This window comes from Megasphaera sp. DISK 18 (genome assembly GCF_001682955.1).
In the GTDB taxonomy this organism is placed as follows: Bacteria; Bacillota; Negativicutes; order Veillonellales; family Megasphaeraceae; genus Megasphaera; species Megasphaera massiliensis.
This window is the reverse complement of the sequence record NZ_LUGJ01000038.1, coordinates 24,947-47,677: the sequence shown is the minus strand read 5'-3', so window position 1 is coordinate 47,677 and position 22,731 is coordinate 24,947. Positions and strand designations below refer to the sequence as shown.

29 protein-coding genes and 1 pseudogene are annotated in these 22,731 nt (G+C 54.6%); 2 read left to right on the top strand and 28 right to left on the bottom strand.

Annotation, left to right across the window (positions count from 1 at the left end; genetic code table 11):
* The first annotated feature begins 76 nt into the window (after nucleotides 1–76).
* A complete protein-coding gene (locus A0U42_RS08805) occupies nucleotides 77–1,141 on the top strand; it encodes a Fic family protein (RefSeq protein WP_065360653.1) in 1,065 nt (354 codons plus the stop codon).
* Between the two features lie 13 nt (nucleotides 1,142–1,154).
* Here the strand turns inward: A0U42_RS08805 and A0U42_RS11645 are convergent, their stop codons facing one another.
* From A0U42_RS11645 to A0U42_RS08755, 11 genes are read right to left on the bottom strand one after another with little or no spacing between them, the layout of a single operon-like run.
* On the bottom strand, nucleotides 1,155–1,298 hold the full coding sequence (locus tag A0U42_RS11645; protein ID WP_176698860.1) for a hypothetical protein: 144 nt from the start codon (nucleotides 1,296–1,298) through the stop codon (nucleotides 1,155–1,157).
* 26 nt (nucleotides 1,299–1,324) lie between these two features.
* Complete coding sequence (locus A0U42_RS08800; protein ID WP_065360652.1) at nucleotides 1,325–1,741, bottom strand: hypothetical protein; 417 nt, start codon at nucleotides 1,739–1,741, stop codon at nucleotides 1,325–1,327.
* A 13-nt stretch (nucleotides 1,742–1,754) separates the two neighbouring features.
* Complete coding sequence (locus A0U42_RS08795; RefSeq protein WP_022227242.1) at nucleotides 1,755–2,183, bottom strand: phage tail tube protein; 429 nt, start codon at nucleotides 2,181–2,183, stop codon at nucleotides 1,755–1,757.
* Nucleotides 2,184–2,197: 14 nt separating this feature from the next.
* Complete coding sequence (locus A0U42_RS08790; protein ID WP_065360651.1) at nucleotides 2,198–3,280, bottom strand: phage tail sheath subtilisin-like domain-containing protein; 1,083 nt, start codon at nucleotides 3,278–3,280, stop codon at nucleotides 2,198–2,200.
* Nucleotides 3,261–3,725, bottom strand: coding sequence for a DUF6838 family protein (locus tag A0U42_RS08785; protein WP_065360650.1), 465 nt, complete (start codon nucleotides 3,723–3,725; stop codon nucleotides 3,261–3,263). The genes A0U42_RS08790 and A0U42_RS08785 overlap by 20 nt, the downstream gene beginning before the upstream one ends.
* Nucleotides 3,722–4,141 (bottom strand): HK97 gp10 family phage protein, encoded by a 420-nt coding sequence (locus tag A0U42_RS08780; protein WP_065360649.1) that lies wholly within the window; start codon nucleotides 4,139–4,141, stop codon nucleotides 3,722–3,724. Before A0U42_RS08780 ends, A0U42_RS08785 begins: the two co-directional genes overlap by 4 nt.
* A complete protein-coding gene (locus tag A0U42_RS08775) occupies nucleotides 4,128–4,469 on the bottom strand; it encodes a phage head closure protein (RefSeq protein WP_255304151.1) in 342 nt (113 codons plus the stop codon). Before A0U42_RS08775 ends, A0U42_RS08780 begins: the two co-directional genes overlap by 14 nt.
* A gap of 13 nt (nucleotides 4,470–4,482) precedes the next feature.
* On the bottom strand, nucleotides 4,483–4,764 hold the full coding sequence (locus tag A0U42_RS08770) for a head-tail connector protein (RefSeq protein ID WP_065360647.1): 282 nt from the start codon (nucleotides 4,762–4,764) through the stop codon (nucleotides 4,483–4,485).
* A gap of 3 nt (nucleotides 4,765–4,767) precedes the next feature.
* Nucleotides 4,768–5,958, bottom strand: a complete 1,191-nt coding sequence (locus tag A0U42_RS08765) for a phage major capsid protein (RefSeq protein WP_065360646.1) — start codon at nucleotides 5,956–5,958, stop codon at nucleotides 4,768–4,770.
* 16 nt (nucleotides 5,959–5,974) lie between these two features.
* Nucleotides 5,975–6,679 carry a head maturation protease, ClpP-related gene (locus A0U42_RS08760; protein ID WP_065360645.1) on the bottom strand — a complete coding sequence of 235 codons (705 nt, stop codon included), beginning with the start codon at nucleotides 6,677–6,679 and terminating at the stop codon, nucleotides 5,975–5,977.
* The gene (locus A0U42_RS08755) at nucleotides 6,669–7,919 is read right to left on the bottom strand and encodes a phage portal protein (RefSeq protein ID WP_369690865.1); all 1,251 of its coding nucleotides are present in this window, start codon (nucleotides 7,917–7,919) and stop codon (nucleotides 6,669–6,671) included. The genes A0U42_RS08760 and A0U42_RS08755 overlap by 11 nt, the downstream gene beginning before the upstream one ends.
* A gap of 118 nt (nucleotides 7,920–8,037) precedes the next feature.
* Between A0U42_RS08755 and A0U42_RS08750 the strand changes: the two genes are divergently transcribed.
* The gene (locus A0U42_RS08750) at nucleotides 8,038–8,868 is read left to right on the top strand and encodes a class I SAM-dependent methyltransferase (RefSeq protein ID WP_065360643.1); all 831 of its coding nucleotides are present in this window, start codon (nucleotides 8,038–8,040) and stop codon (nucleotides 8,866–8,868) included.
* A gap of 6 nt (nucleotides 8,869–8,874) precedes the next feature.
* On the opposite strand, the gene A0U42_RS08745 is transcribed toward A0U42_RS08750, so the two are convergent.
* The 17 genes and pseudogenes from A0U42_RS08745 to A0U42_RS08675 all read right to left on the bottom strand — a co-directional run bounded on the left by A0U42_RS08745 (nucleotide 8,875) and on the right by A0U42_RS08675 (nucleotide 22,730).
* Complete coding sequence (locus A0U42_RS08745; RefSeq protein WP_083122490.1) at nucleotides 8,875–10,437, bottom strand: terminase TerL endonuclease subunit; 1,563 nt, start codon at nucleotides 10,435–10,437, stop codon at nucleotides 8,875–8,877.
* A 35-nt stretch (nucleotides 10,438–10,472) separates the two neighbouring features.
* Nucleotides 10,473–10,943 (bottom strand): phage terminase small subunit P27 family, encoded by a 471-nt coding sequence (locus tag A0U42_RS08740; RefSeq protein ID WP_065360641.1) that lies wholly within the window; start codon nucleotides 10,941–10,943, stop codon nucleotides 10,473–10,475.
* Between the two features lie 84 nt (nucleotides 10,944–11,027).
* Nucleotides 11,028–11,294, bottom strand: coding sequence for a hypothetical protein (locus A0U42_RS08735; protein ID WP_065360678.1), 267 nt, complete (start codon nucleotides 11,292–11,294; stop codon nucleotides 11,028–11,030).
* Nucleotides 11,295–11,407: 113 nt separating this feature from the next.
* Nucleotides 11,408–12,019, bottom strand: a complete 612-nt coding sequence (locus A0U42_RS08730; RefSeq protein WP_065360640.1) for a DUF4314 domain-containing protein — start codon at nucleotides 12,017–12,019, stop codon at nucleotides 11,408–11,410.
* A 76-nt stretch (nucleotides 12,020–12,095) separates the two neighbouring features.
* Nucleotides 12,096–12,992, bottom strand: coding sequence for an amidoligase family protein (locus tag A0U42_RS08725; protein ID WP_065360639.1), 897 nt, complete (start codon nucleotides 12,990–12,992; stop codon nucleotides 12,096–12,098).
* 113 nt (nucleotides 12,993–13,105) lie between these two features.
* Nucleotides 13,106–13,969, bottom strand: a complete 864-nt coding sequence (locus A0U42_RS08720; protein WP_065360638.1) for a hypothetical protein — start codon at nucleotides 13,967–13,969, stop codon at nucleotides 13,106–13,108.
* 61 nt (nucleotides 13,970–14,030) lie between these two features.
* Complete coding sequence (locus tag A0U42_RS11835) at nucleotides 14,031–14,804, bottom strand: DNA cytosine methyltransferase (protein WP_255304148.1); 774 nt, start codon at nucleotides 14,802–14,804, stop codon at nucleotides 14,031–14,033.
* A gap of 222 nt (nucleotides 14,805–15,026) precedes the next feature.
* Nucleotides 15,027–15,542 (bottom strand): annotated as a pseudogene (locus A0U42_RS11900) (DNA cytosine methyltransferase); the annotation flags it as partial.
* Nucleotides 15,529–16,764, bottom strand: a complete 1,236-nt coding sequence (locus A0U42_RS08710) for a site-specific DNA-methyltransferase (RefSeq protein WP_065360677.1) — start codon at nucleotides 16,762–16,764, stop codon at nucleotides 15,529–15,531. The gene A0U42_RS08710 and the pseudogene A0U42_RS11900, both read right to left, overlap by 14 nt.
* Nucleotides 16,715–16,954 carry a hypothetical protein gene (locus tag A0U42_RS11580; RefSeq protein WP_141669512.1) on the bottom strand — a complete coding sequence of 80 codons (240 nt, stop codon included), beginning with the start codon at nucleotides 16,952–16,954 and terminating at the stop codon, nucleotides 16,715–16,717. The genes A0U42_RS08710 and A0U42_RS11580 overlap by 50 nt, the downstream gene beginning before the upstream one ends.
* Before the next feature lie 185 nt (nucleotides 16,955–17,139).
* Nucleotides 17,140–17,499, bottom strand: coding sequence for an HNH endonuclease (locus tag A0U42_RS08705; protein ID WP_065360676.1), 360 nt, complete (start codon nucleotides 17,497–17,499; stop codon nucleotides 17,140–17,142).
* 123 nt (nucleotides 17,500–17,622) lie between these two features.
* A complete protein-coding gene (locus A0U42_RS08700) occupies nucleotides 17,623–18,072 on the bottom strand; it encodes a hypothetical protein (protein WP_083122482.1) in 450 nt (149 codons plus the stop codon).
* The gene (locus A0U42_RS08695; RefSeq protein WP_065360636.1) at nucleotides 18,069–19,439 is read right to left on the bottom strand and encodes a DEAD/DEAH box helicase; all 1,371 of its coding nucleotides are present in this window, start codon (nucleotides 19,437–19,439) and stop codon (nucleotides 18,069–18,071) included. The genes A0U42_RS08700 and A0U42_RS08695 overlap by 4 nt, the downstream gene beginning before the upstream one ends.
* On the bottom strand, nucleotides 19,436–19,687 hold the full coding sequence (locus A0U42_RS08690) for a VRR-NUC domain-containing protein (RefSeq protein ID WP_255304146.1): 252 nt from the start codon (nucleotides 19,685–19,687) through the stop codon (nucleotides 19,436–19,438). Before A0U42_RS08690 ends, A0U42_RS08695 begins: the two co-directional genes overlap by 4 nt.
* A gap of 196 nt (nucleotides 19,688–19,883) precedes the next feature.
* Nucleotides 19,884–22,127, bottom strand: a complete 2,244-nt coding sequence (locus tag A0U42_RS08685; protein ID WP_065360634.1) for a phage/plasmid primase, P4 family — start codon at nucleotides 22,125–22,127, stop codon at nucleotides 19,884–19,886.
* Between the two features lie 5 nt (nucleotides 22,128–22,132).
* Nucleotides 22,133–22,528, bottom strand: coding sequence for a DUF4406 domain-containing protein (locus A0U42_RS08680; protein ID WP_065360633.1), 396 nt, complete (start codon nucleotides 22,526–22,528; stop codon nucleotides 22,133–22,135).
* The gene (locus A0U42_RS08675; RefSeq protein WP_065360632.1) at nucleotides 22,506–22,730 is read right to left on the bottom strand and encodes a hypothetical protein; all 225 of its coding nucleotides are present in this window, start codon (nucleotides 22,728–22,730) and stop codon (nucleotides 22,506–22,508) included. The genes A0U42_RS08680 and A0U42_RS08675 overlap by 23 nt, the downstream gene beginning before the upstream one ends.
* Nucleotide 22,731 lies beyond the last annotated feature (1 nt).

Sequence of the window (22,731 nt, the reverse complement as noted above, 5' to 3'; positions counted from 1 at the left end):
CATCTGCCTTATTTATCTGCCTCATTCTCTTGCTATCTGCAACATTTCATGCTAAAATGTGGCAGATAATAGAAAGATGAGGGAGATTTTTATGCGGACATTTAACTACTCGCAGGAAATACAAAATTTACTGACACCGGAAATCGTCCAGCTTCTCACCTGTATCCATGAACACAAGGGACGACAGGATTTATTTCTGGAGGCGAATACAGACGAACTGAAAACACTGGTAGACGTTGCCATGATCCAGAGTACAGGGGCTTCCAACCGTATCGAGGGAATCTTCACCAGTGACAAACGATTAGAAGCACTGGTCAGCAAAAAAGCTGAACCGCACAATCGGTCTGAACAGGAAATTGCCGGATATCGTGAAGTACTCGCCTTGATTCATGAAAATCACGACTATATTTCCCCTGCCCCTAATGTCATCAGGCAGCTCCACCGAGACCTGTACTCTTACTCAACAGGAGCCATAGGCGGAGATTACAAAAACGCAGATAACGTCATTGCAGAAACGGACGCACAAGGGCATCAAAAGGCAAGATTCATCCCCGTTCCTGCTTTTCAGACAGCTGACGCTATGGATTCTTTATGTCAATCATTCCAGAATGCCTGGCAGGAAAACGTAATGGATAAATTGCTGCTGACTCCCATGTTCATCCTGGATTTTCTCTGCATTCATCCATTCAATGACGGAAACGGACGAATGAGCCGGCTTCTGACACTCCTTCTTTTATATCGTGCCGGCTATATCGTCGGGAAATACATCAGTCTGGAAATGCTGATTGAAAAAACGAAAACCACTTACTACGAGGCTCTCCAGGCAAGTTCTTCCGGCTGGCATGAAAGCCAAAACACCTATGCCCCTTTTGTGAAATATTATTTGGGCATTATCATAAAGGCATATGATGAATTCGAAGACCGAATCCAATATCTGGTAACCAGAAAGATCTCCAAGCCAGATCGAATCAAGGCCATCATTTCCCAGACACTAGGAAAAATCAGCAAAAAAGATCTGATGGAACGCTGTCCGGATATCAGCCAGGGAACCATAGAACGCACTTTGTCCAGTCTGGTAAAAGAAGGCTATATCATCAAAGTTGGCTCTGGCCCGGCCACGGCATACATCCGCAAGCGCTAAAAAGGAATGCAGACTACATCATTTTGCGGTCTGCTTTTTTCTCTTCCCGTTCTTCCATCTCATACCGGATAAAGGCATACAGGACCTGCCGTTCGCCGTATCCCAGTTCCATGACCGCTGACGGCAGCAGGTGATGCTCCCGGAACAGGAGATACATCGCCTGCACTTCGCCATCGGTCCGGATCAGTTTTTTACGGCTTTATCCGCCTTTTCCTGGGTCGTATAGCCATTGAGTTCCGTAATCTGTGCCGTAAGATCGGCGATTTCGCCTGCCAGGAATAGCTTGCGGATGATGTCACCAGGGAGTACAACTCCGAATTTTTCCAGCAGGTCCCTGTTCTTGAGGTCCGGGTCGGCAATCCCCGCCAGGAGCGTCTGGGTCTGCATCTGATAAATGTCGATGTTATCGGCACTGCCGTTGGTGAAGTCCACGGCCATCTTCTGGATATCTGCATAGCGTTCCGGGTCGATGGCCCGGAGCGTGATGACAAAATCGAATCCGAACAGCTTCGAGAGCCGTTCCATCTTCACTTTCTTTTCAGGCCGTTCGGCCAGCTTATTCACTACATCTGCTTTCAGCAGGCGGTCTACCATGTTCATATGCTTGTTCTCCTTATGCTAAATCCAAGAGGTCCCAGTCCGAGAAGGTGAAGCTATAGCTTTCCTCGCCCATCTTGTCCACTTCCCAGTCGGCCAGGATCAGGCTGTCAAAGGTCGCATCCTTGATGACGATGCGCTCGCTGCCGATGGCATCCTTGTCATCCAGGACAGAAACGATGGTCACGACGGTCTGCCTGCCCGCCTTGATGTTGTCGTTCATCTTCCGGATCATGTAGCTCGACACCTTATGCAGCTTCAGCTGGCCTTTGCAGTCGTAGCCTGTGACCTTGTAGCCCTTGCCTACATGGCGGAGCATCTTCACTTCTTCCTTGGTCAGCGTGACCTCGGCCTTGAATGCCGTTGCTTCGGCCATGAGGTCGCCGTCGATATAGAGGTCGGCATATTTTCCGTTCATGACCCGTTTGGCTTCCATACTGTTCATCCGGCTTCACCTCCTCAGATATTGATGGTAATCGTGACGTCTTCCATAGCATCCAGCAGCGATGCCTTGACGGCGATGAACACATTGCTGCCGATATTGGCCAGCTTGATGTCCATATCGGACATGTCTGCCAGTTCCGCCTTGGTATATTTGCCGTTGGATTCCAGCCATATCTTCGTGGATTCCACATCGATATACGCTGTGTTCTGGTCCTGTTCCAGCAGCCCTTCCTGGGCCAGCTGGTCAAGATATCCCTGGATGGCCGTCACCAGGAGGCAGCGGTTCGCATAGCTGTTGGCATATTTCCCGAGGTAATGGTCCTGGGCCGTCGTGCGGATATCATCGTGCATCATGTCCATCAGGTCCACGAGCTTGATTTTCTGGAAGCTCGTCCCCTTGTCCTGGACGGTGGTCACCAGGGAATTGATGCCCCGGGCCAGTTTCACCTTCTCGCCGTCAAAGAAGAAAAACAGTTTTCCGGCACCGGCCATGGTGTCCATTTCCTCTTTCGTCCACACATCACAGCCGATGACTTCCGGCAGCGGTGCGTAGGTGCAGGAAATCGTCATGGGCGTCCCGGCGATGATGCCGGCAATGCGGCTGCAGTACTGGGCCGTCGTATAGGTCCTGCTCTTCGTGCGGATGGTCTTGTTGACGAAGTTGATGACGCCTTCCGTATCTGCCGTACAGTCCGGCAGCACGGCCTTGATCATCTTGTCTTTATTGGTACGCATCCCCTTGACCCAGGTGGCGATGGTATCGATGTGCGACGTTCCGATGTCCGGGATAACCAGGTAATCGAAGCGCTTGTTCTCGATAGCCTTCAGGATATCCGTATAGTCCTCGGCTTCACTGCTGATGATTTCGGCGATGACCTTCTTCGGACTGTTCACATAGCCCCGGAGCGCCAGTTCCAGCTGCTCCCGGTTGCTGTCAGACAGCTCCTTGGGGATGTCATCTGCCGTGTACAGGTTCACTTCCGTCACCGAAGGCAGGGTCTCTTCCTTCAGGATCATCAGGACAATGCCGCGCTCGCTGCGCTCGATGGCGCTGATGCCTTTTTCCTTGAACACGACATTAATGGATGGCATTTTCATGTTTCATTGTCTCCTTTCCCCGATACCGCTGATGCAGCACTTTCATCCGTTCGGCTGCTTCCGTTCCATCGGCGGAATCATAGTACTGGACGGTCAGCGTCAGCCGGCCGCCATCGTTGTCGGCCCCGATGAGTTCCTCGTTCATCGAGCGGACAGCAAAAAACCTGTCCTGGACGGCAATCCCGTCACGGAACAGGTCTTCTGCAACGGCCAGCACTTCATAGATGGATGTGCTGGCCGTCTGCTTCTGCGGTATATAGGTGATGTAGATATCCGTATCCCGGTACACTTCCTTGCTGCCCTGGGGCGAAGCCACCGTCATCGTCTTTAGGAAAAACGCCGGCGGATGGAACCCTTCCTTCACTTCCTGCAGGTACACGGGATGCGGGAACCGTTCCTTCAGCTTCTGCTGTACGGCCTGCAGGATGTCGATGTCATGGATCATGTGCCGCCTGCTTTCTTCAGCAGCTTCTTCGCCAGTTTCTCCAGGCCCGGCTGCAGTTCCCGGGCTTCGAATGCCTTGACGGATTTCTCCGTATAGTGCTGGCCTTCATAATAGCCAACAGTCCGGCCGCCTGGCGTTTTCTTGACATGGCCGTTATTGAGCAGGTGATGGACCGGATGCCGGTTGACCAGTTCATAGGTCAGCTCCGAGCCGTTATATCCTTCCACCTTATGCTTCCAGCCTTTCTTCAGCTTGCCCGTGCTGCCCTCCGGCGTGTTCTTCACGCATTCCTTCCTGAGCTTGTTGCCAATCGTCACCAGGCCCTTTTCAGCAGTGCCGGGAAACGCTTCAATGGCAGAAAGCAGTTTTTCTGAAAAATCATCCAATCCTCTGACCTCAAAGTCACTTCCGCTCATTGTCCGTCCCCCTCACTTCTTCCATGCAGTACAGTTCCAGGGCTTCGTGGCGCATGTACGGGTCCACGATGGTGTCGATGTCGTACAGGTGATTCTGGTACTTCACCTTCATATCGTGAGTAACGCCCGGCCGCCAGCGGATGGTTATCTTGCTGTACTCCGTGTCCGCCTTGCGTTCCATCTCATAGAACACTTTTCCCCGGGCGGGCTCGATGGATGCCCAGCAGCGGTACACCACGACGTCGGTCTGGGTGTCGAAGCCGAATGCATCCGTTGCCGCCTGCTTCCCCAGGATTTCAATCCGTTTGTTCAAAAGCCCGGTCTTCATGGGCATCCCCCTTTCAAAAACAGCTCCGTCGCACCCCGAACAGCAGCCACCGCAGCCGCTTCAGCAGGCCGGAATAATCGGCTTCTTCCCGATGCTCGTACAAAAAGGCAGCGGCATAGAGGATGGCTTCATGGAACACGACGGGATTCTCTTCGGCATCCGCTTCCTCGCAGCGGGCCAGGTCCAGGCACAAGGCCTGGGCCGTTTCCAGGGAAGACAGGATGACGTCATCGTTGGACGTATCATCCTCATCGATCCGCAGATATTCCCTGGCTTCTTCCAGGCTGACCAGCATGGCTTATCCCTTCGCCTTCATCTCCAGGGCCTTGACCGCTTCCTTCAGCATCAGCATGCCATCGACGCGCTGGCTGGCGAGGAAGCCGATCTGGCCGTTGGCGGCATACAGTTCGTTGAGACGCTTGAAGGAGCGGGATTCCCTATCGGCAATCCAGTAGTAGCTGAAATCGCCGAAGAGCATGGGACGGTTGCCGGCCGCCAGTTCCGGGGCAAAGGAGGTGCAGTAGCAGGGACGGTTCAGGATGGTATCCGGCGTCCCGGCCGTGACGGACGGCTGCCAGATGTAGTTGCCGTTGTTATCTTTGATTTTGCGCAGGGCCTTGATCGTAGCATCGTTCAGGAGCCATACGGCCTTGCGGCGGTACGGGATGCGCAGGGAGTGATACAGGTCGATGACATCATCAAAGGTGATGGATGCGCCATTGGCCGTCACGCCCAGTTCCGCGGACGGGAACACGCCAGTCGGCTTGTTCTTCCCGTCGCCGGTGAGGAAGGATTCTTCTTCCTTCGTGCCGATACGGCGGGCGAATTCGCCGGCGATATAGCTTTCCAGGTCGAAGACGCTGTCATTCAGGAGTTCTTCCGACACACGGATAGCCGTCCCCAGCTTGTACGCCCCGATGGACTGCTGGCCGAAGGTATCCTGGCTGTCCGGATAAAGGCCGTTCTCTTCCATCCAGGATGCTTCGCCATGTCCCGTCACGACGGGAATCTTGCGGTCGCCGCTGGTATGGATGACCGTCGCCAGGCTGCGGAAGAAGTTCTCTTCCTGGAGCTTGTCGATGAGCTGATGCTCGAATTCATCCGGCACCAGGTAGCCGCCATCGGCATCTGTGCCCACGCTCAGTGCGTTCTGTACATCGATGAAGTTTTTATGGCGGATGCTGTCCCAGAAGGCTTTTCGGTAAGCCAGAGATGCACGGCCTTTCTTTTCCGGGGCCTGGTTCCCAGCACCGGGCTGTTCCGTGATGGGAGAAGATGTCGGCTGGGCCAGCTGGGCATCGAGCTGCTGCTGGCGTTCCAGGCGGTCGATTTCCTTGCCCAGATTCACCACATCCGCTTCCATCTTGTCATACCGGGATGCATCTTCTGCCGATACCATGCCGTTCTCATCGCGGGCTGTATCCAGGAAGGCTTTCGCCGCATCCCAGAGGTTCTTGCGCTTCTCGCGCAGTGCTAAAATCGTATCCATTGTATTTGTCCTCCTGTCAATGAATGAGCAATGCCAACCGTTTCTCCAAGGAAGCGGCTGGCACTTTCTGCAAGGGTTTCTTTGGTTTCAGTTTCTGTACAAAGGAATTCGTCACCGTGACCGGGCTGTACAGCATGGCTTCCGGCTGCTGTTCTCCGTCTTCCTGGTCAAAAAGGATTTCATCGGCAAAGCCAAGTTCCACGGCCTTCCGGGCATTGAGCCAGGTCTCGTCATCCATCATGTGCGAAATCTTCGTGCGAGCCAGACCGCTCTTGATTTCATAGGCATTGATGATGCTCTCCTTGACTTCGCTCAGCATGCCGATGGTCTTTTCCATCTCGGCTTTATCCCCATAAGCCAGGGTCGCCGGATTGTGGATCATCAGGATAGCCACCGGCGACATGCAGACCTTCGTCCCGGCCATGGCAATGACGGAGGCAGCCGAAGCCGCCAGGCCGTCGATCTTGACGGTAACGTTCCCGGGATAATCCATGAGCATGTTATAGATCTGGGCAGCGGCAAAACAGTCACCGCCCGGACTGTTGATCCAGAGGGTGATGTTGTCGCTGCCCGCATCCAGTTCTTCCTTGAACGCCTTCGGGGTCACTTCATCGCCCCACCAGGTCTCGTCCGAAATCTGGCCGTCCAGGTACAGTGTCCGTTCACTACCGAAGGCATCGGGGACCGCATTGGTCACCCACTTCCAAAATTTATGTTTCATTCGTTTCTCCCTTCTGGGCAAAGGCCCCGGCATCCTTGAGCTTGGTCATGCTGCCGTTCACCAGGTACAGATTGCCGCCTTCCTCATCGGGTACGGGATTCATGTCTTCCATCTCCCGGATATCGTTGGCGGACAGCCAGCCGTTCTGCCGGCCGATGCTGTACCCGGTCATGCGGCTCTCGTAATCGCCGCGCATGAGGCCGTTCACGTTGAACTTCAGGAAATACTGCTTCTTCTCTTCCGGCAGGAACAGGGCTTTCTGCATGGCCTGCTCCCAGCGGATGACCCATGGGTCCAGAGTGTATTTCACAAATTCCATGGACTGCTGCTCGATGTTGTTGAAGGAACTTTTCTCCAGGTCGCCGATCATATGCGGCGGGATGCGGTAAAGCCGGGCAATCTCATCGAGCTGGAACTTCCGCGTCTCCAGGAACTGTGCTTCTTCCGGCGGGATGCCAATCTGCTGGTACTTCATGCCTTCTTCCAGCACAGCTACCTTGTGGGCATTGCCCGTCCCCCGGTAGACGGCATTCCACGAATCCCGGACTTTGGCCGGGTCCTTCAGAACGCCTGGATGTTCCAGCACCCCGCTGGGACTGGCCCCGTTGGCAAAGAATGACGCCCCGTATTCCTCGCAGGCCATGGTCATGCCCACGGCGTTGCGGGCCATGGCAATCGGCGAATAGCCGACCAGGCCGTCAAAGCCAAGGCCGGGGACATGCAGCACTTCTTCCTTCTGGAGTGCCACCTGCCCATACGGCTTGATGTTCGGATTCTCATCACTCGTCTTGGTGTACAGATAGAAAATCTTTCCCCGATCATCCCGACAGACGGTCATCTTGTCCGGTCGAAGCGGATAGAGTCCCTGCACCCGTCCCAGGCGGTCGCGGATGATCTGGGCGTAGGCATTGCCCCAGATGAGCAGATGGCTCATGAGCGTTTCCCGGAAGATGAACGATGTCATCTCCGGGTTCGGCTCATCATGGAGCAGATGGTACAGCGGATGGTCATAGACCCGCTCCTTGCCGCCCGGTGTGTAACGGTACAGCTGGAGCGGCAGGGCTGCCAGGGTTTCCGCCAGGATGCGGACGCAGGCATACACTGCGGTCGTCTGCATGGCCGTGAACTCGTTCACCATCTTGCCGCTGGTGGAAGGGCCGAACAGATAACGGAAATCCGTGCTGATGTAATAGTTCTGAGACTTGTCCCGAGTACGGAACAGGCTGGATAAAAATGGGATATGCATGAAAACCTCCTGAAAAGGGATACTTAACCTAGTAATTGATAGTTTACAAACACGTTTTATTATTGGTAAACTATTTTCATAATAGTAAATCTCAGAAAGGAAATGAGCACTCATGGGCAGAATAACTATTGAAAAAAATACGGTGCAAGAAACATTAATCATTCCCCTCTATGCCAGGAAACTTGGCAATGAACTCTTCCCTCACATTCTCCTAGACCCTTATGCGGATGACGTAATCAGACATCTGAATTACGATTTTTCTACGCTTGATAAAAAGAAAGGTTCTTTTGTTTGGAAGTTTGGTGCCTTAGAAGGTATTCTTCGAAGCAAAGCTATTCTTTATGAGATGCAAGACTATCTATCTTCCCATCCAGATGCGGCTGTTGTAAATATGGGATGCGGATTAGATCAGACCCCTCGCTTAGGAGATAACGGAAGAATGAATCTATACAATATCGACAGGAAAGACATTATTTCCATACGAAATTCGCTTCTTCCCCCTATTGGCCGAGAAATCAATATCGCGGCTGATTTAAATGATGATACTTGGACTCAATACATTGATGTATTTCAAGGAGTTTTCCTGTTTGCAGCCGGAGTGTTTATGTATCTCAGAGAAAAAGAGGTACATCAACTTATTCTGAGGCTAAAGGGTGCCTTTCCCCACGGTTGCCTCGTATTTGATACTATCGGCAGCTTCGGTATAAAGGTACTGATGAAGAGAACATTGAAAACAATGGGAATACATGGCATAAAGGGAATGTTCTACTGCAATAACCCACTTCATGACCTAAGATTGGACGATGACATTAAGGTATCTGTACGAAAATACCTGACAGGCTATGTAGACCTGAAAAAGGAAGGCATCTCTCCACTTTTAAGGGGAATGGCGTATCTTTTCGATTGGGTGTTCAGAATGAACATCTGCCAAATTACCTGGTAATAAAAATCAAAAAGCAATAACACCCCGTTCGTCATAGACACTGCCGCTGCCTATTCCGTTGCGGATGCAGCGGTCCAGTGCCATGATGGACGCCACAATTCCGTCGATTTTTTCGACGGATTTTTCTTTGTCCGGCTTGATGTTCCCCGCCGGATCCTGCCGCATGACGACGTTGCCCGCCATCCATTTGAGGACGGGATTGCCGCCATGGAGGATGTTCCCTTCCATCAAGAGCTTGAACAGCTCCTTCGACGGTGGCGACATATCCTTGAATCCCTGGCCGAAAGGCACCATGGTAAAGCCCATGTCTTCCAGGTTCTGCACCATCTGGGTGGCGTTCCACCTGTCGTAAGCGATTTCCCGGATATTATAGGTTTCTCCTAAACGTTCGATGAACTTCTCGATGAAACCATAATGGATGACGTTCCCTTCCGTTGTCCGGATGAAGCCCTGCTTCTGCCAGACGTCGTATAGGACATGGTCCCGGCGGCACCGCAGTTCCAGCGTGTCTTCCGGCAGCCAGAAGAAAGGAAGCAGGATGTATTTCTCGTCATCGCTCCGTGGCGGGAAAGCCAGAACCAGGGCCGTGATATCCGACGTACTGGACAAGTCCAGCCCGCCGTAGCACATCCGCCCCCGCAGGGAATCCAGGTCAATGGGAAGGCTCCCCTTGTCATAGACCTGTTCCGGTATCCAGCGGATGCTGGCCGAAGTCCAGATATTGAGCCGGAGCTGCTTGAAGACATTCTCTTCCGCCGAATTTTCGACGGCATTCCGATACGCTTCCCGGACGCGGTCGATTTGTATGGTATGGCCCAGGGACGGGTTCGCCTTGTACCAGTTCGCTTCGTCCGTCCAGTCTTCCTCATGTTCCAGGCCATAGACCACGGGGTAAAAGGTGGCATCCTTCTTCCGGCCCGCCATCAGGTCCAGGGCCTTGGTATGCAGTTCGTAACAGATGCTGTTCTTGTCATTGCCCGCCGTGGTGATGATGAAAAAGAGCGGCTGCTCCCTTGCATCACCAGAACCTTTGGTCAGGACATCATAAAGCTTCCGGTTCGGCTGGGCGTGGATTTCATCAAAGACCAGGCCGGACACATTGAGTCCGTGCTTGGTTCCTGTTTCCGCTGACAATACCTGATAGAACCCGGCATTGCGGTAGTTGATGATCCGCTTCCCGGCCGACCGTATCTTGGAACGGCGCATCAGGGCCGGACTCATCTCGACCATCTGCCGTGCCACATCAAAGACGATGGATGCCTGATTGCGGTCACAGGCCGCACCATACACTTCGGCACTCGGTTCATTATCGGCATAAAGAAGGTACAGGGCGATGGCTGCAGCCAGCTCGCTTTTCCCGTTCTTCTTTGGAATCTCTATATAGGCCGTCAGGAACTGCCGCTTCCCGTTTTTCTTGACGATGCCGAACAGGTCACGCACAATCTGTTCCTGCCAGGGCAATAAGAGGAAAGGCTTCCCGGCCCATTTTCCTTTGGTATGACAGAGATGCTCGATGAAAGCGACGGCACGGTCAGCCTTTTCTTCATCATAACGGGAATCCGGCAGCATGAATGCTGACGGCTTATATACAAACGCCAAACTTGTCACCCCCTTAGCAGCAGTTCCATTTCATCCGTTTCTTTTCCGACCCCGTTTTCTTCCCCGACCATGCGGCTCCGGGCAGACGGGGTCAGGCCGAACTGCTCGCAGAATTTCAGCATGATCTTGAGGTTCGTCTGGGCAATGGACACCTGCGGCACCTGCGGCAGGTAGCCGTTCGGCGTCCGCACCATATCGCCGTGCTGGGTGATGAATTCTTCGGCCCCTTTCCATCGGGCGTACGCCTGACAGTATCCAGCGAAGGCCATCATGTCCAGATGGGTCAGCATCCCCATCTCAGCAAGGACTTTTCCCAGCCGCTTCCACTCTTTCTTGGCGTCGTCTTCCAGCCAGTCCGGGCAGCGAGGGAGCCGTCCCTTTGGCATGGGTTCCTTCTTGTTGAGAGGACGATGGCCGGGATTGCCTTCCAGCACCTTGAGTGCCGTCGGTTTCGGTTTTCTTCCTCGTACAGCCAATGGCGCTCACCTCCCAATAAAAAAAGCCCTTGCGGGCTGTACGGCAGAGAAGGCTGCATCTGCGGTCCCCTCTGACTCTCTTTTTTAATTCTTCATGGCCCATTCGATGGCGTGGCCATTGTCATCGAACAGTTCGTCGCTGACTGCCGTCAGCCTGATTTCCCCTTCACAGGTATGGTCTCTGGTGGTAAATCCATAAACTGCACCGTACCAGTAATCCCTGCCCTTGCTGAAGTAATGCCCTGCCAGCAGGACCTTGTTTCCGAATTGCAGGATGCAGCTCCAGTTCATCTCCAGTGTTTCCATCGTGGCCGTTTCGGGAAGCCGATAGTCTTTTGCTTTCTTTGTCATCGTTGTTTCCTCGCTTTCATGTGCTTTTTCTTCGGGACCCGTCCCCTTCGTCATGTATATATATCACTCTGAACGCACATAATAGCAAGTCATTTATCCGATAGTTATGCATCTTATTCGATGACTTCCCATTCATCGGCTCCGGGTACCAGCCCAAGACTGCTGCCCGTATCCCACTGTACATGGATGGTCCCGGCATCATCGACGAACTGGACGGTGCCTTCAGTTCCCCTGGGCGGTGCCTGCCTGTCATCCATGGCGATAAGCCGCACCCGCGTCCCTGCCATCCGTTCCCGGCTGTGCCGCAGACCGTCCCGCAGGACGGACAGGTCGAAACCGAATTTGCGGTAATCCCGCTCCATGTTCTGGTAGTACCAGTCTTCCGGGATGCCGAACCGGCGGTCTTCGTGCATGATATACACCAGGCCGTGGATTGTGTCGCTGTCTGTTTCAACGGGGACGGTTTTCTTGTAATAGAACCGCGGGAAGCCTTCATAGGCATCGAGCCGCCGTTCATCCGCCGAAGAAATGCGCCAGAAAACAACCGGCACGAAGGCGTCTGCCTTCTTCTCGATCGTGGCGTAACATCCTGTCAGGGAACCTTTGAAGAGAAGTTCATAGCCCCGGATCCGGCCCGTTCCTGCAAGAACGGCATCAGGACACCGTCTTGCCATCTGTACTTCACTCATGTTGCTGCCATAGGCAATGTAGATTCTTTGTTTCATCGCTCTCATCCTTTCTGAAGGGAATGCCCTTCTACCACCCCAAGGGCAGCCGAAGCTGCCCGGAAGGCTATCCCCTTCAAGCGGCGGCATTGCGCCATACGGAATTGCCTGTGAGGTGTTTGAGGAAGTGGAGCCGGCAGGTCTTGAATTCGTCGCCTATGAGCCCGAGGCGGAGCATCCAGCACCGGAAAGCGTATTTCTCATTATCCGTTTCAGTCTTACGGGCCGAAGCTTTCTTCTGGGTCAGGGCCTGATGGGCGACGGCCAGGCAGAACTGGATGTATGCCTTGATTTCCCCAGCGTGGAGCGTCCCGTTGAAAAGCCGGAACTCGACGGTCCCTTTGGTGAAGGTGGCATGCAGGTTCAGCCCGTGGTAGCGGGTGCTGTTGTAATGATGATTCCGTCCGTAAGGCGCTTCCTGATACCAGAGGTCGGCGATGCCTTCCAGCGTGTCCGGCTTTCTCCGATTGATGTCCTTCAGGAAGGTCGTGTTTGTCTTCCGGCAGTACCGGCTTTCCCGCGAGGGGTTGATTTGGAGGGCGCGGTAAATCATGTCTTCCTTGCTCGCCATGATGTTCACCAGGTTCCGCAGGGTCTTTGCCGTGAACCGTTCGGCCCCGACATGGATGTGGATGCCGCAGGACTTGTTGGCGAAGGCCCCGGCCTTGCGGAGCGTCCGCACCAGCTCCTGCAGCTTCGGGATGTCTTCATAGGAAAGGATGGGGCTGACCACCTCCGTGCGGTAGAAGCTGGAAGCATCCGTAATGTTTCCGTTCACCTTCTTCTGGGGAACCAGGCTGGAATCGTTCATGGCTTTCCATTTCCGTCCCTGTTCATCTCTTGCGGTGTAGGTATCGTAGGCTCCGCCTTCGTGCCGGCTTTCCGTCCCGAACAAGCTGGCCATGAGGCTGGCGGCCCGGCTTCTCGTGATCCCTGTCATTTCCATTTCGATGCCAAAGTGCAGTGTTTTCATAATCGTCTCTGTCCTTTCTATGTGTGCGTGTGTTCTTTCGGTACACTATATATCACTCTAAAGGCACACAATAGCAAGTAATTTTGAGAATAATTATGAATTAGATGGATGATTTATAGGTTCTGATGCCGGCGTTCCTTCTGCTTCCTGGCATGGGTCATGGTCTCTTCTTCCGTGCGGAAGGCGCTCCATCCGTTCAGGCCTTTCAGCAGGGCCATGCGCGATTCGTGGCTGGCTTTGGTTCCCATGCCGATGCGCAGGAGCCACATCCGCAGGTAGTACTTCTCGTTTTCCGGCTTCCGTGTGGCGGGCTGAACCCGTTTCGCCTTTTTCGCCGCGCTGACCATGAAAGCCGCCAGTTCAATCAGGGCGCGATTCTTCACGGTATTGCCAGTCGCGGCGAAACAGAATGTCACCGTGTCTGCGGCAATCAGGAACCCCCGCCCTTCCTTGCTGTAATTCTGATAGATGGCAAAGAATGAAGTCCGGTCTGTACCGGGTTCTTCTTTCAGATCTTCCACCAGTCTGTCCGGCACATGGATGTTTTCATGCTCTGCAGCCCGGTTCAGCAGGTACTGCTGGGCATGGAGCATAAAGACCAGGTTGCGGAGCTGTGCTCCGTCCATGCCATCAATGGGGACCTTGATTTCCATCCTGTCTGGTTCCGTTTCCGTCCGCGGCATTGCTTCCGATTCTGGCGTTTCATACTGCTGTGTCGGTTCTTGCGTTACTTCGATTTCCGTTCCTTCTTCCGGTTCCGGCTGCGGAAGGATTCCGGCTTCCTGCAGGAAAGCCGTGATGGCGGCTTCTGTCTTTTCATCATCGCATTCGATATCGCCGCTGCGAAGGATACGGAAGCCCTGTCCTTCGTAGGCAAAAGCCGGTGTCCCGGTGTAGCGGAGCTTTTCATTATGGTTGAAGGGAATCAGCCGTCTGGCCAGTTCCTTGCGGTCGTTCAGGTTCGTCTGGATTGTCATGGTCTATGTACCTCCTTGTCTTGCTAGTACATATATCACTCTGAACGCCGATAATAGCAAGTCATTCCCGCATCTTTTTTTCGAAGGAACAGGCAATGCCGGCCAGTACGAAATACACGCAGGGAAGGGCGACGCCGTTGCCCCACATCTTGTACTCCGAGGAATCCCGGTATGGTTCCTTCAGCCATTTGATAATCTGGTTCCGGGTCTTGGGCTTTGTCGTTTTCCCCAGGGCTTTCCGATGGGCCTCAAAGACATCGCTCCAGAAGCGGATGTCTTCTTCAGACGGGTTCTCTGTTTCCAGATGGCTGCACCACCAGTCCGGGAACCCCTGCAATCTGGCACATTCCGCAGGCATCAGGCGGCGGACACGGGCCCTGCTGTTGATGAGCGGCGGGTCCTTGTAGTCGGTGGCCACCAGCGACCCGGCCACTTCCCGGGCAGCACGGGTGAAATGGGAATTCTTGCTGGCACTGTAAGTCAGTTCCACCACCGCGATGCCGCCCTGGTTGCTCCCGGGTACGTTGCCGGATCGATCCACGCAGCGGCAGGTATCGCTTTCATAGACATGGTTCCGCATATTGCGGGTTCCGTCTGACGTCTGGCGCACATCATAGGTCCTCCGTGTTCCTTCATCACCGCCCTGAAGCACCAGGGGCTGGTTGTTGCCGCCAGTCCCGTACCGGGCCGTCAGCGACGGATTCACGGAAAGAGGTCCTTTGTACCGGGCATCGGCTCCATGGTTCTCAAACACCGGCCCCGGCAGATTGACGATGACCGGAGGATGATGGGCTTCTGCCCGCAAGGTGTTCGTCCGCTCTTCCGTCACATCCATGCGGATGCCGCCCTGGTCATTCAGGCAGATTGTGCCTGCCGTTCCAGGGCCAGGCGCAAGACGTCCGGCAGCACCCTGCCATGCTCGGAAGCCCGCCGCAGAATACCCCGACAGGCCTTCGGACTCAAATAGAACCGTTCCGGCACTTTGTCCATCAAAATCTGCGACAAGGTAGATGCGTTTCCTTCGCTGGGGCACGCCCCAGTACTGGGCATCAAGGACGCGCCAGGCCACAGAGAACCCGTCACCCAGGATGCACCCGGCAGGCTGCCATTTCGCATATCCAGCCACTGAAACCGCGGGGTCCCTGATCCGGCAGATTTCTTCAAGGACGGTTCGGAAGTCCTCGCCCTTGTTGCTGGAGAAAGCACCTGGCACGTTCTCCCAGACGATATATCTTGGCTTCTGTCCATTCGTTGCTTCCCTCATTTCCTTCACGATGCGGACGGCCTGATGGAACAGCACGGACTGCTTCCCTTCCAGCCCTTCCCGTTTGCCGGCAATCGACATGTCCGTACAAGGCGAGCCGAAAGTAATGATGTCCACCGGTTCCAATGCATGGCCGTCCAGTGTGTTGATGTTGCCATAATGCTTCACCGATGGCAGCCGCTTCGTCGTCACCCGGATGGGGAACGGCTCGATTTCCGAGTTCCACACCGGCTCTATCCCCGCCAGGATGGCCCCCAGTTCAAAGCCTCCGCTCCCGGAAAACAGGCTGCCCAGCTTAATCGGTCCCATCGGCAGCCACCTCCGCATATGCCATCTTCTTTCCGTCACGCAGCACCGACACACCGACATCCCCGCACTCGCTGATATACCGCTTCACGATGACATCGACGAACTTCTCGTCCAGCTCGATGCCATAACAGATGCGGTCCATCTGCTGGCAGGCCATAAGCGTGGAGCCGGATCCGAGGAACGGGTCCAGGACGATGCAGTGGCTCATGGACGAATTCTGTATGGGATAGGCCATGAGCGCCACGGGCTTCATGGTCGGATGTTCCTTGCTGGCTTTCGGACGGTCATATTCCCAAATGGTTGTCTGCTTGCGGTCGGAATACCACTGGTGTTTCCCGTTCAGCTTCCAGCCAAACAGGCACGGCTCGTGCTGCCACTGGTACGGACTGCGGCCCAGGACCAGGGCGTTCTTCTTCCAGATGCAGCAGCCGGACAGGTAGAAGCCTGCGTCCTTGAAGGCCTTGCGGAAGTTCAGCCCCTGCGTATCGGCGTGGAACACATAGATGGATGCATCCCGTTCCATGTTCTGTTCCATGTTGACGAAGGCGCTGAACAGGAACTGATAAAATTTATCGTCCGGCATATTGTCGTTCTTGATTTTCCCGGCCGTTTCTTCCACATCCACATTGTACGGAGGATCCGTCAGCACCAGGTTGGCTTTCTTGCCGTCCATCAGCTGTGTGTAGGTTTCCGGCAGCGTGGCATCGCCGCAGATGACGCGGTGTTCCCCCAGGAGCCATATATCTCCTTCCTTGGCCATAGCCGGCTGTTCCAGTTCTCTGTCCACATCGAAGACATCTTCTTTCACCTTCTTGTTGTGGACTTTGGAAAAGAGCTGCTCCACTTCTGGTGCCTCGAAACCCGTCAGGTCTACATTGAAATCAACGCTCTGTAAATCGACGATGAGGTCGGCCAGCAGCTGTTCGTTCCAGGCACCGGTAATCTTGTTGAGCGCGATATTGAGGGCCTTGACCTTGTGCTCATCCTCGATATGGATGACCACGCACTGGACTTCTTCATAGCCCAGTTCTTTCAGCACAGTCAGGCGCTGATGCCCGCCGATGACGGTCATGTCATAGTTGACGATGATTGGTTCCACATAGCCGAACTCCTGGATGGAGTGCTTGATCTTCTCGTATTCCTTGTCGCCGGGCTTCAGCTGCTTCCTGGGGTTATATGCCGCAGGCTTCAGCTGGCCGATGGGCAGGACTTTCCATTCCATATCCGATGTCTTCATACACTTTTTCCTTTCTGGATGCCGCAACAATAGCCGCTCCGTATCCGTTCAGATGATGCCAGCGGCAATAATTCCGCACGCTGTCCCGTGACAGTTTCGTTTCCCGGGCGATGGCCTTGTACCCCATCCCCTGTCTCCGCATGGTTTCAATCTGCCTGCGCTGGCAGTCATTCATGAAGTTCCCCTTCTTCCTGGCAATAAAAAAGCCCCGGGCCAGAAGCCTGGAGCTGCCTGATATTCGGTTGAAGACCGTCCTTATATCCCCCCTTATGAATTTCGCGGTTTTTCCCATTTGAGGGGGCGGCGGTCATGGACGGAAGGGCTGCAGAGATTTGCATCCCCCCCGCCCTACGGACGGATTCAGTACTTGTACTCGATGTTTCGGTCTTCGGTCATCGTCTTATGGTCATGGCAGCTCTTGCAAAGGGGCTGCCAGTTCGTTTCGTCCCAGAACAGTTTCGCATCACCGCGATGCGGTTTGATATGGTCAACGACCGTTGCCGGGACGAGACGGCCTTTTGCTTTGCAGCGGATGCACCAGGGATGACGTTTCAGGAAAAACTTCCTGGCCTTCTGCCACTCCCATCCGTAGCCACGTGTTTCTGCATCAGCCCGGTCGCCCTGGCACTGCTGTTCATGTTCGTCACAATATTTTCTCCCATACGGCACCAGCCTTGGGCATCCCGGATACTTGCACGGTGTCTGCGGTCTTCTTGGCATTCTCATCATCTCCGGCATCAAAAAAGGACCGATGGCGTTCAAGCCTCGGCCCTTCATTCTTTTCTTGCTGATTATAGTATATCTTACAGAAGCCAGTGACATCAAGTGCTGCTTTAGTGACATTCAGTGACATTCGCCAGAAATCTCGATGTGTTTCAGGGCTTCGTCATGCAGGCGGTACACCTGGCGGACATGAAGTCCGAGGGCATCGGCAATGGATGCCCAGTCTTTAAAGGCCAAATAGCGGAGTTCCAAGACGACCCGTTCCCGGGCATCTGGCACTCGGCTGACAGCCTTCATGATGTCTGCCTTGAGTTCGATCAGGACGTCGATGGCTTCATCCACTTCCTGTTCCATATCCATCATGCGGGCAATGGTTTCTTCCAGTCGGTGCGGGTTAGGCGTCCCGCTCGGTGGCACCGGGCTGAGCGTCGATGACGCCTTGATGGTCAGCTGCCGCAAGGCGGATACCTGTTCCAGCTTGCTGTCTATCTGTATGTTGATGTTCCGTGCCTGTTCCAGGTACGCCTTGGCTTCCATACGCTTTTCCTCTCCTTCCGGGTCCTGCTTCATAGTATACCCCCATTTCCTGTTTCCGTCATGCCCAAGTCAGCTTTCACTGCTTCGATTAGTGCGGCCTGGGTTCCATCTTTGTGTTCCAAGACTTTCAGGATGCGCTCGTCAATCGTGTCCCTGGCTATGATGTGCTGTATGATGACTGTGCGGCTCTGCTGCCCCTGCCGCCAGAGCCGGGCATTGGTCTGCTGGTATAGTTCCAGGCTCCAGGTCAGGCCAAACCAGATCAGGATGGAACCGCCCTGCTGAAGATTCAGCCCGTGTCCGGCAGAGGCCGGATGGATGAGGGCCACGGGGATTTTTCCTGCATTCCAGTCGGCGAAGTCCTGCGGCTCCTTCAGCTCCCGGGCTTCCATCCGCTGCTGGATACGGTCTTTATCGTGCTTGAACCAATAGGCCACCAGGACCGGTTTCCCGTTGGCGCTTTCCACCAGGTCTTCTAAGGCATCCAGTTTCCGGCCATGGATGTCCACCACATCCTTGTCGTCTGTATAAATGGCGCCGTTCGCCATCTGCGAAAGCTTCAGGGTCAGCGACGCGGCATTGGCGGCTGTGATTTCGCCGCCTGGAAGCTCCAGCACCAGGGACTTCTTCAGTTCATCATACCGTTCCTTTTCCTTCCCGCTCAGGCTGACTTCCTTCGCTACGCTCACCAGCTCCGGCATCTCCAGATAGTCTGTTGCCTTCATGGACACTGTGATGTCGGCGATCTGGTGATAGATGGCTTCTTCCGCTCCCGGCAGGGGTTTGTAGGAATACACCACCATGCCGTTGCGCTTATCCGGCATAAAGTACAGGTTCCGGTACTGGCTGATATATCTCCCCAGCCGCTCTCCCATATCCAGGATGCGGAACTCGGCCCAGAGGTCCATCAAGCCATTGCCGCTGGGCGTTCCCGTAAGGCCGACGATGCGTTTCACCCTGGGACGCAGAGCTTTCATGGCCCGGAACCGCTTCGACTGGTGGTTCTTGAAACTCGACAGCTCATCCAGGATGACCATATCGAAATCCAGGCGGCTGTTCTCATAGAGCCAGGCCAGGTTCTCGCGGTTCACGATATAGATATCCGCATCCTGCTGCAAGGCCCGCCGCCGTTCTGCCACGCTGCCGACCACAACAGAACAGGCAAGACATTCCAGGTGGTCCCACTTCTTGATTTCATCCGGCCATGTATCTCTCGCTACCCGCAGCGGAGCCACTACCAGCACCCGCTGTACTTCAAAGGTGTCATACATCAGATCCCGGATGGCCGTCAGTGTTGTCACCGTCTTGCCAAGGCCCATGTCCAGGAACAGGGCCGTGACGGGATGGGTCTTGATATATTCGATGGCGTATTTCTGATATTCATGCGGCATAAACTTCATGCACCTCCTCCCCCTTTTCCATCGGGCGTGCGGGCAATGGCCTTCAGGACAGCAGGAATGTCCTCCATGGCATCCAGGACGAATACCTGGCAGCCCAGTCTCCGCAGCATGGCATGACGCTTCAGCTGCAGCGGCCTCGGCTTCTGCCCCGGAGCCTTCACTTCCACGAAGCCCATCTTCCCATCACCCAATAGGACCAAGCGGTCCGGCATGCCGGAAAACGATGGCGAAACAAACTTCACTGCCATACCGCCTGCCCTCCTGGTTTCCATCACCAGGTGATGTTCTATCTCTTTTTCCCGCATCGGTATCACCTCTTTTTTTACAGGGGTGCAGGTCGTTGAAGGTCGTTCCGCAAACTTTCCTTAAAGGCATTTTTTCTATTTTTCAGCCCTAAAGGGAGTTTATGGATAGACCTGCACCGACCTGCACCCTTCCTTTTTCTCACAAGAAATCTGTGACCTTCAGTTTCAATCCATAAATGAAATACCCGGCTTTCCGCTTGCGCCTGTCGAACCCGGCTTTCTCCAGGGCTCCATAAAAATCCGTCGTGCTGCGGGTATACTCGTTCATCTGCTGGCAGTACAAGCGATAAGCCGTATAAAGCGCCCCGGACTTTTCCTGGCATGATGGATTCACATCACAGCAGTCTTCCAGGAAATGGCGGAGCCAGTCATTCTGCCCGCGGTACTCCTGGATAGCATCCCGCACACATTTCGGCATAGTCAGATGGTACTCGCTGGCAATGACCTTCTCCGCCCCTTCGATGATCCAGCGCAGGATAGCGGGGCCAGCCGTTTCCACCAGATAATCTGCATAGTTCTTGATTTCGCCATGGCCTTCAAACTGCGCCTTGAAGGGAATGACGATAAGCCGGCGCCATGTCCCTTCATCACTGGCTCCGACGCGGGGCAGATGGTTGGTATATAGGACCAGCGTATGGGTCGGCACAAAGGTAAACGGCGTCTTGTATTTCTTTTCGCCGCCGACTTCATCTGTCGAGCAGAGCTGCTTCAAGACGGAAGTGGAAAGCCGGACGCCTTCTTCCATCTCGGCCGCAATGACCATGCGCTTGCCCTTGAGTTCCGCCATTTCCGGCTTGATGTTCCGCTTGCAGTTCGCCGTCAGGGCATCGGCAGAAATGCCGCCGCAATAGCTACCCAGCACCCGGGCGATGGAGTTCCAGTAGGTAGATTTCCCATTTCGTCCATCGCCATAGGCAATGACCAGGGCTTCCACATACACTTTGCCAATGGCCATGAGTCCGCAGATTTCCTGGGCGTAATCAATCAGCTCCTGGTCGCCCGTGAAAAACTCGCCCAGGGCCTGCTGCCAGACCGCCTGCCCTTCCTCTCCGGGATCGACAGCGGTGCATTTGGTAATATAATCTTCCGGACGATGATCCCGCCTGCCCGCCATCCCCTGCCGCAGGTCGTACGTAAACGAAGGCGTGTTGAGCAGGAATCCATCTGCATCCAGGCGCTGGATGGGAATGAGCAGCATCGGCTTCAGGGCCTGCAGGGCCGAGATGATGTAGCGCATGTCCCGCCGCTTCATGACAAAGGCATAATATGCCAAAGCCGCCTGGTAGGACTGGAAGGCTTTCTGCTGACTGCCTTCGATGATTTTCTCCAGCATCCGGCCGCCTTTGTCGATGAGTTCTGCCGCAACGCCCAGTTCCTGCAGTGCCTTCCTGCCAGCTTCCATCTGGTCCCTGGCATCTGCCAGCTGCAGTTCCAGGAATTCTTCCGCTGCACCGATGGCTTCCTGATGGGATTCGGCCCAATAGATGCCGTTGTACCGCAGGAAATCGGTACTTTCCGTATACCGCAGCTCATCGCCATATTCCCGTTTCAGCACTTTGGCCTGGCCGATATCCGAGTAGTCTTCCGGCTTCAGGCTGCCCCGGCTGGCAAAATCGTTATTGTACTGATCCGGGCTGACGTATCCATCCTGTCTGGCAATGCGTTCACCAAAACGCACAGCGCTCTGCCAGATTTTATTGAGTTCCGCATCAGCAAGCGGCGGATCGCATTTCTCGGCCTCTTCAAGGAAAATGGAGTAGGCTCGCTCGGTTGCTCCGTACCGTTTGATGACCCGGCCGGCAAAGCGGCTCATGGTATTATTGCGCTGTCCCTGGGGAATGCTGCGTGACGCGGCTTCCCGGGCCTTCAGCATCTGGTCGATCGTCATTTCCCCATCCTGCCACAACACCTTCTCAGCCGGACAGCCGTAGATGAAACGGGCCGCATCAAGAGCCGCTTCGTCGAAAAAAGGATATGTGTGATAAACAGCCCGCTTCAGCTCCGTATAGCACGGTTCATCGGTAATCTCGGGGATCCCGAAATAGACATGGAAGCGCGGCCTGGCACACTTTCCGTCTTTGGGCTTCATGTGATTCCGTGACGGGACGATGGCCACCGGGACATCCGGCATCATGGCCAGGAATTTCTCCATGGTCATCCATTCAGCAGGATTTTCCGTATGCGAATTATCGCAGTCCATGACCAGGACATCCGATGAGAGAAAGTTCTCCCGTTTCCGGTAATCATTCTTGAATGCCACACAGACATGGTCAAACGCAGCCGCTGCTTCAAGGTCTTCGGCACAGCCGATTTTCCGCTGTTCCGGATAACGGCAATTGGCTTCTGCCCCCGTAACAGCAGCCGTATAAAGGGTAAATTCCATGATCCTTAAACCTCCTTGATATACCGGACAGGCTTCCTTTTGCGCCGGGCGTACTCGATTTCTTTCTGCATCCCGTCCGAGATGATATCGCCGAACACCCAGAGTTCCGCACACTTGGACAGAAGTGCGATATCCATGAAAAGGGCTAGGTCCCGCTCCGTCTTTTCATCCAGGAACTGGGGCAGATACAGATGCGGAGCCAGCGGAATGCCTCCCTGGTCTGTCACATAGCGGCAGTATTTCCTCGCTCTGGCTGTATTGGCATCCACATTCCCGGCATAGGGCGAGCAGACATACACCACGGGCCGGAACGGGAACCTTGGAGGTTCCGCATTCCGGATGGCCTGATAAGCCGTCGGGTCCGGGTAGTGTTCCGCATTACGCTTCGGATCCATCTCCATCGCGCACCTCCATCAGTTCCCGGGAGCAGTCTTCGCACAGGACGGCTGTACCGAACAGGTCGCCCTTCCCGTCGCCCAGGACTTCCTCCAGATCCACCAGCACTTCCCTGCCACAAACCGGGCAGCGGCAGAATACATTCTCATCGCTGATTTCAATCGTGACCTCCATGGCATCATGAATCGGTTCCTTTACGTAAAACATG

Excerpts from the sequence above, each read along its gene's own strand:
- A0U42_RS08705 (WP_065360676.1), bottom strand. The coding sequence starts at position 17,499 with ATGCCAAGAAGACCGCAGACACCGTGCAAGTATCCGGGATGCCCAAGG.
- A0U42_RS08790 (WP_065360651.1), bottom strand. The coding sequence starts at position 3,280 with ATGAAAATGCCATCCATTAATGTCGTGTTCAAGGAAAAAGGCATCAGC.
- A0U42_RS08710 (WP_065360677.1), bottom strand. The coding sequence starts at position 16,764 with ATGGAATGGAAAGTCCTGCCCATCGGCCAGCTGAAGCCTGCGGCATAT.
- A0U42_RS08700 (WP_083122482.1), bottom strand. The coding sequence starts at position 18,072 with ATGAAGCAGGACCCGGAAGGAGAGGAAAAGCGTATGGAAGCCAAGGCG.
- A0U42_RS11645 (WP_176698860.1), bottom strand. The coding sequence starts at position 1,298 with ATGTATCTCCTGTTCCGGGAGCATCACCTGCTGCCGTCAGCGGTCATG.
- A0U42_RS08685 (WP_065360634.1), bottom strand. The coding sequence starts at position 22,127 with ATGGAATTTACCCTTTATACGGCTGCTGTTACGGGGGCAGAAGCCAAT.
- A0U42_RS08725 (WP_065360639.1), bottom strand. The coding sequence starts at position 12,992 with ATGAAAACACTGCACTTTGGCATCGAAATGGAAATGACAGGGATCACG.
- A0U42_RS08720 (WP_065360638.1), bottom strand. The coding sequence starts at position 13,969 with ATGACAATCCAGACGAACCTGAACGACCGCAAGGAACTGGCCAGACGG.
- A0U42_RS08805 (WP_065360653.1), top strand. The coding sequence starts at position 77 with ATGAGGGAGATTTTTATGCGGACATTTAACTACTCGCAGGAAATACAA.
- A0U42_RS08780 (WP_065360649.1), bottom strand. The coding sequence starts at position 4,141 with ATGAGCGGAAGTGACTTTGAGGTCAGAGGATTGGATGATTTTTCAGAA.
- A0U42_RS08695 (WP_065360636.1), bottom strand. The coding sequence starts at position 19,439 with ATGAAGTTTATGCCGCATGAATATCAGAAATACGCCATCGAATATATC.
- A0U42_RS08675 (WP_065360632.1), bottom strand. The coding sequence starts at position 22,730 with ATGTTTTACGTAAAGGAACCGATTCATGATGCCATGGAGGTCACGATT.
- A0U42_RS08735 (WP_065360678.1), bottom strand. The coding sequence starts at position 11,294 with ATGACAAAGAAAGCAAAAGACTATCGGCTTCCCGAAACGGCCACGATG.
- A0U42_RS08745 (WP_083122490.1), bottom strand. The coding sequence starts at position 10,437 with ATGCTGCCGGATTCCCGTTATGATGAAGAAAAGGCTGACCGTGCCGTC.
- A0U42_RS08800 (WP_065360652.1), bottom strand. The coding sequence starts at position 1,741 with ATGAACATGGTAGACCGCCTGCTGAAAGCAGATGTAGTGAATAAGCTG.
- A0U42_RS08775 (WP_255304151.1), bottom strand. The coding sequence starts at position 4,469 with ATGAAGACCGGGCTTTTGAACAAACGGATTGAAATCCTGGGGAAGCAG.
- A0U42_RS08760 (WP_065360645.1), bottom strand. The coding sequence starts at position 6,679 with ATGAAACATAAATTTTGGAAGTGGGTGACCAATGCGGTCCCCGATGCC.
- A0U42_RS11580 (WP_141669512.1), bottom strand. The coding sequence starts at position 16,954 with ATGAATGACTGCCAGCGCAGGCAGATTGAAACCATGCGGAGACAGGGG.
- A0U42_RS08795 (WP_022227242.1), bottom strand. The coding sequence starts at position 2,183 with ATGAACAGTATGGAAGCCAAACGGGTCATGAACGGAAAATATGCCGAC.
- A0U42_RS08690 (WP_255304146.1), bottom strand. The coding sequence starts at position 19,687 with ATGGCAGTGAAGTTTGTTTCGCCATCGTTTTCCGGCATGCCGGACCGC.
- A0U42_RS08765 (WP_065360646.1), bottom strand. The coding sequence starts at position 5,958 with ATGGATACGATTTTAGCACTGCGCGAGAAGCGCAAGAACCTCTGGGAT.
- A0U42_RS08785 (WP_065360650.1), bottom strand. The coding sequence starts at position 3,725 with ATGATCCATGACATCGACATCCTGCAGGCCGTACAGCAGAAGCTGAAG.
- A0U42_RS11835 (WP_255304148.1), bottom strand. The coding sequence starts at position 14,804 with ATGGATGTGACGGAAGAGCGGACGAACACCTTGCGGGCAGAAGCCCAT.
- A0U42_RS08680 (WP_065360633.1), bottom strand. The coding sequence starts at position 22,528 with ATGGAGATGGATCCGAAGCGTAATGCGGAACACTACCCGGACCCGACG.
- A0U42_RS08750 (WP_065360643.1), top strand. The coding sequence starts at position 8,038 with ATGGGCAGAATAACTATTGAAAAAAATACGGTGCAAGAAACATTAATC.
- A0U42_RS08730 (WP_065360640.1), bottom strand. The coding sequence starts at position 12,019 with ATGAAACAAAGAATCTACATTGCCTATGGCAGCAACATGAGTGAAGTA.
- A0U42_RS08770 (WP_065360647.1), bottom strand. The coding sequence starts at position 4,764 with ATGCTGGTCAGCCTGGAAGAAGCCAGGGAATATCTGCGGATCGATGAG.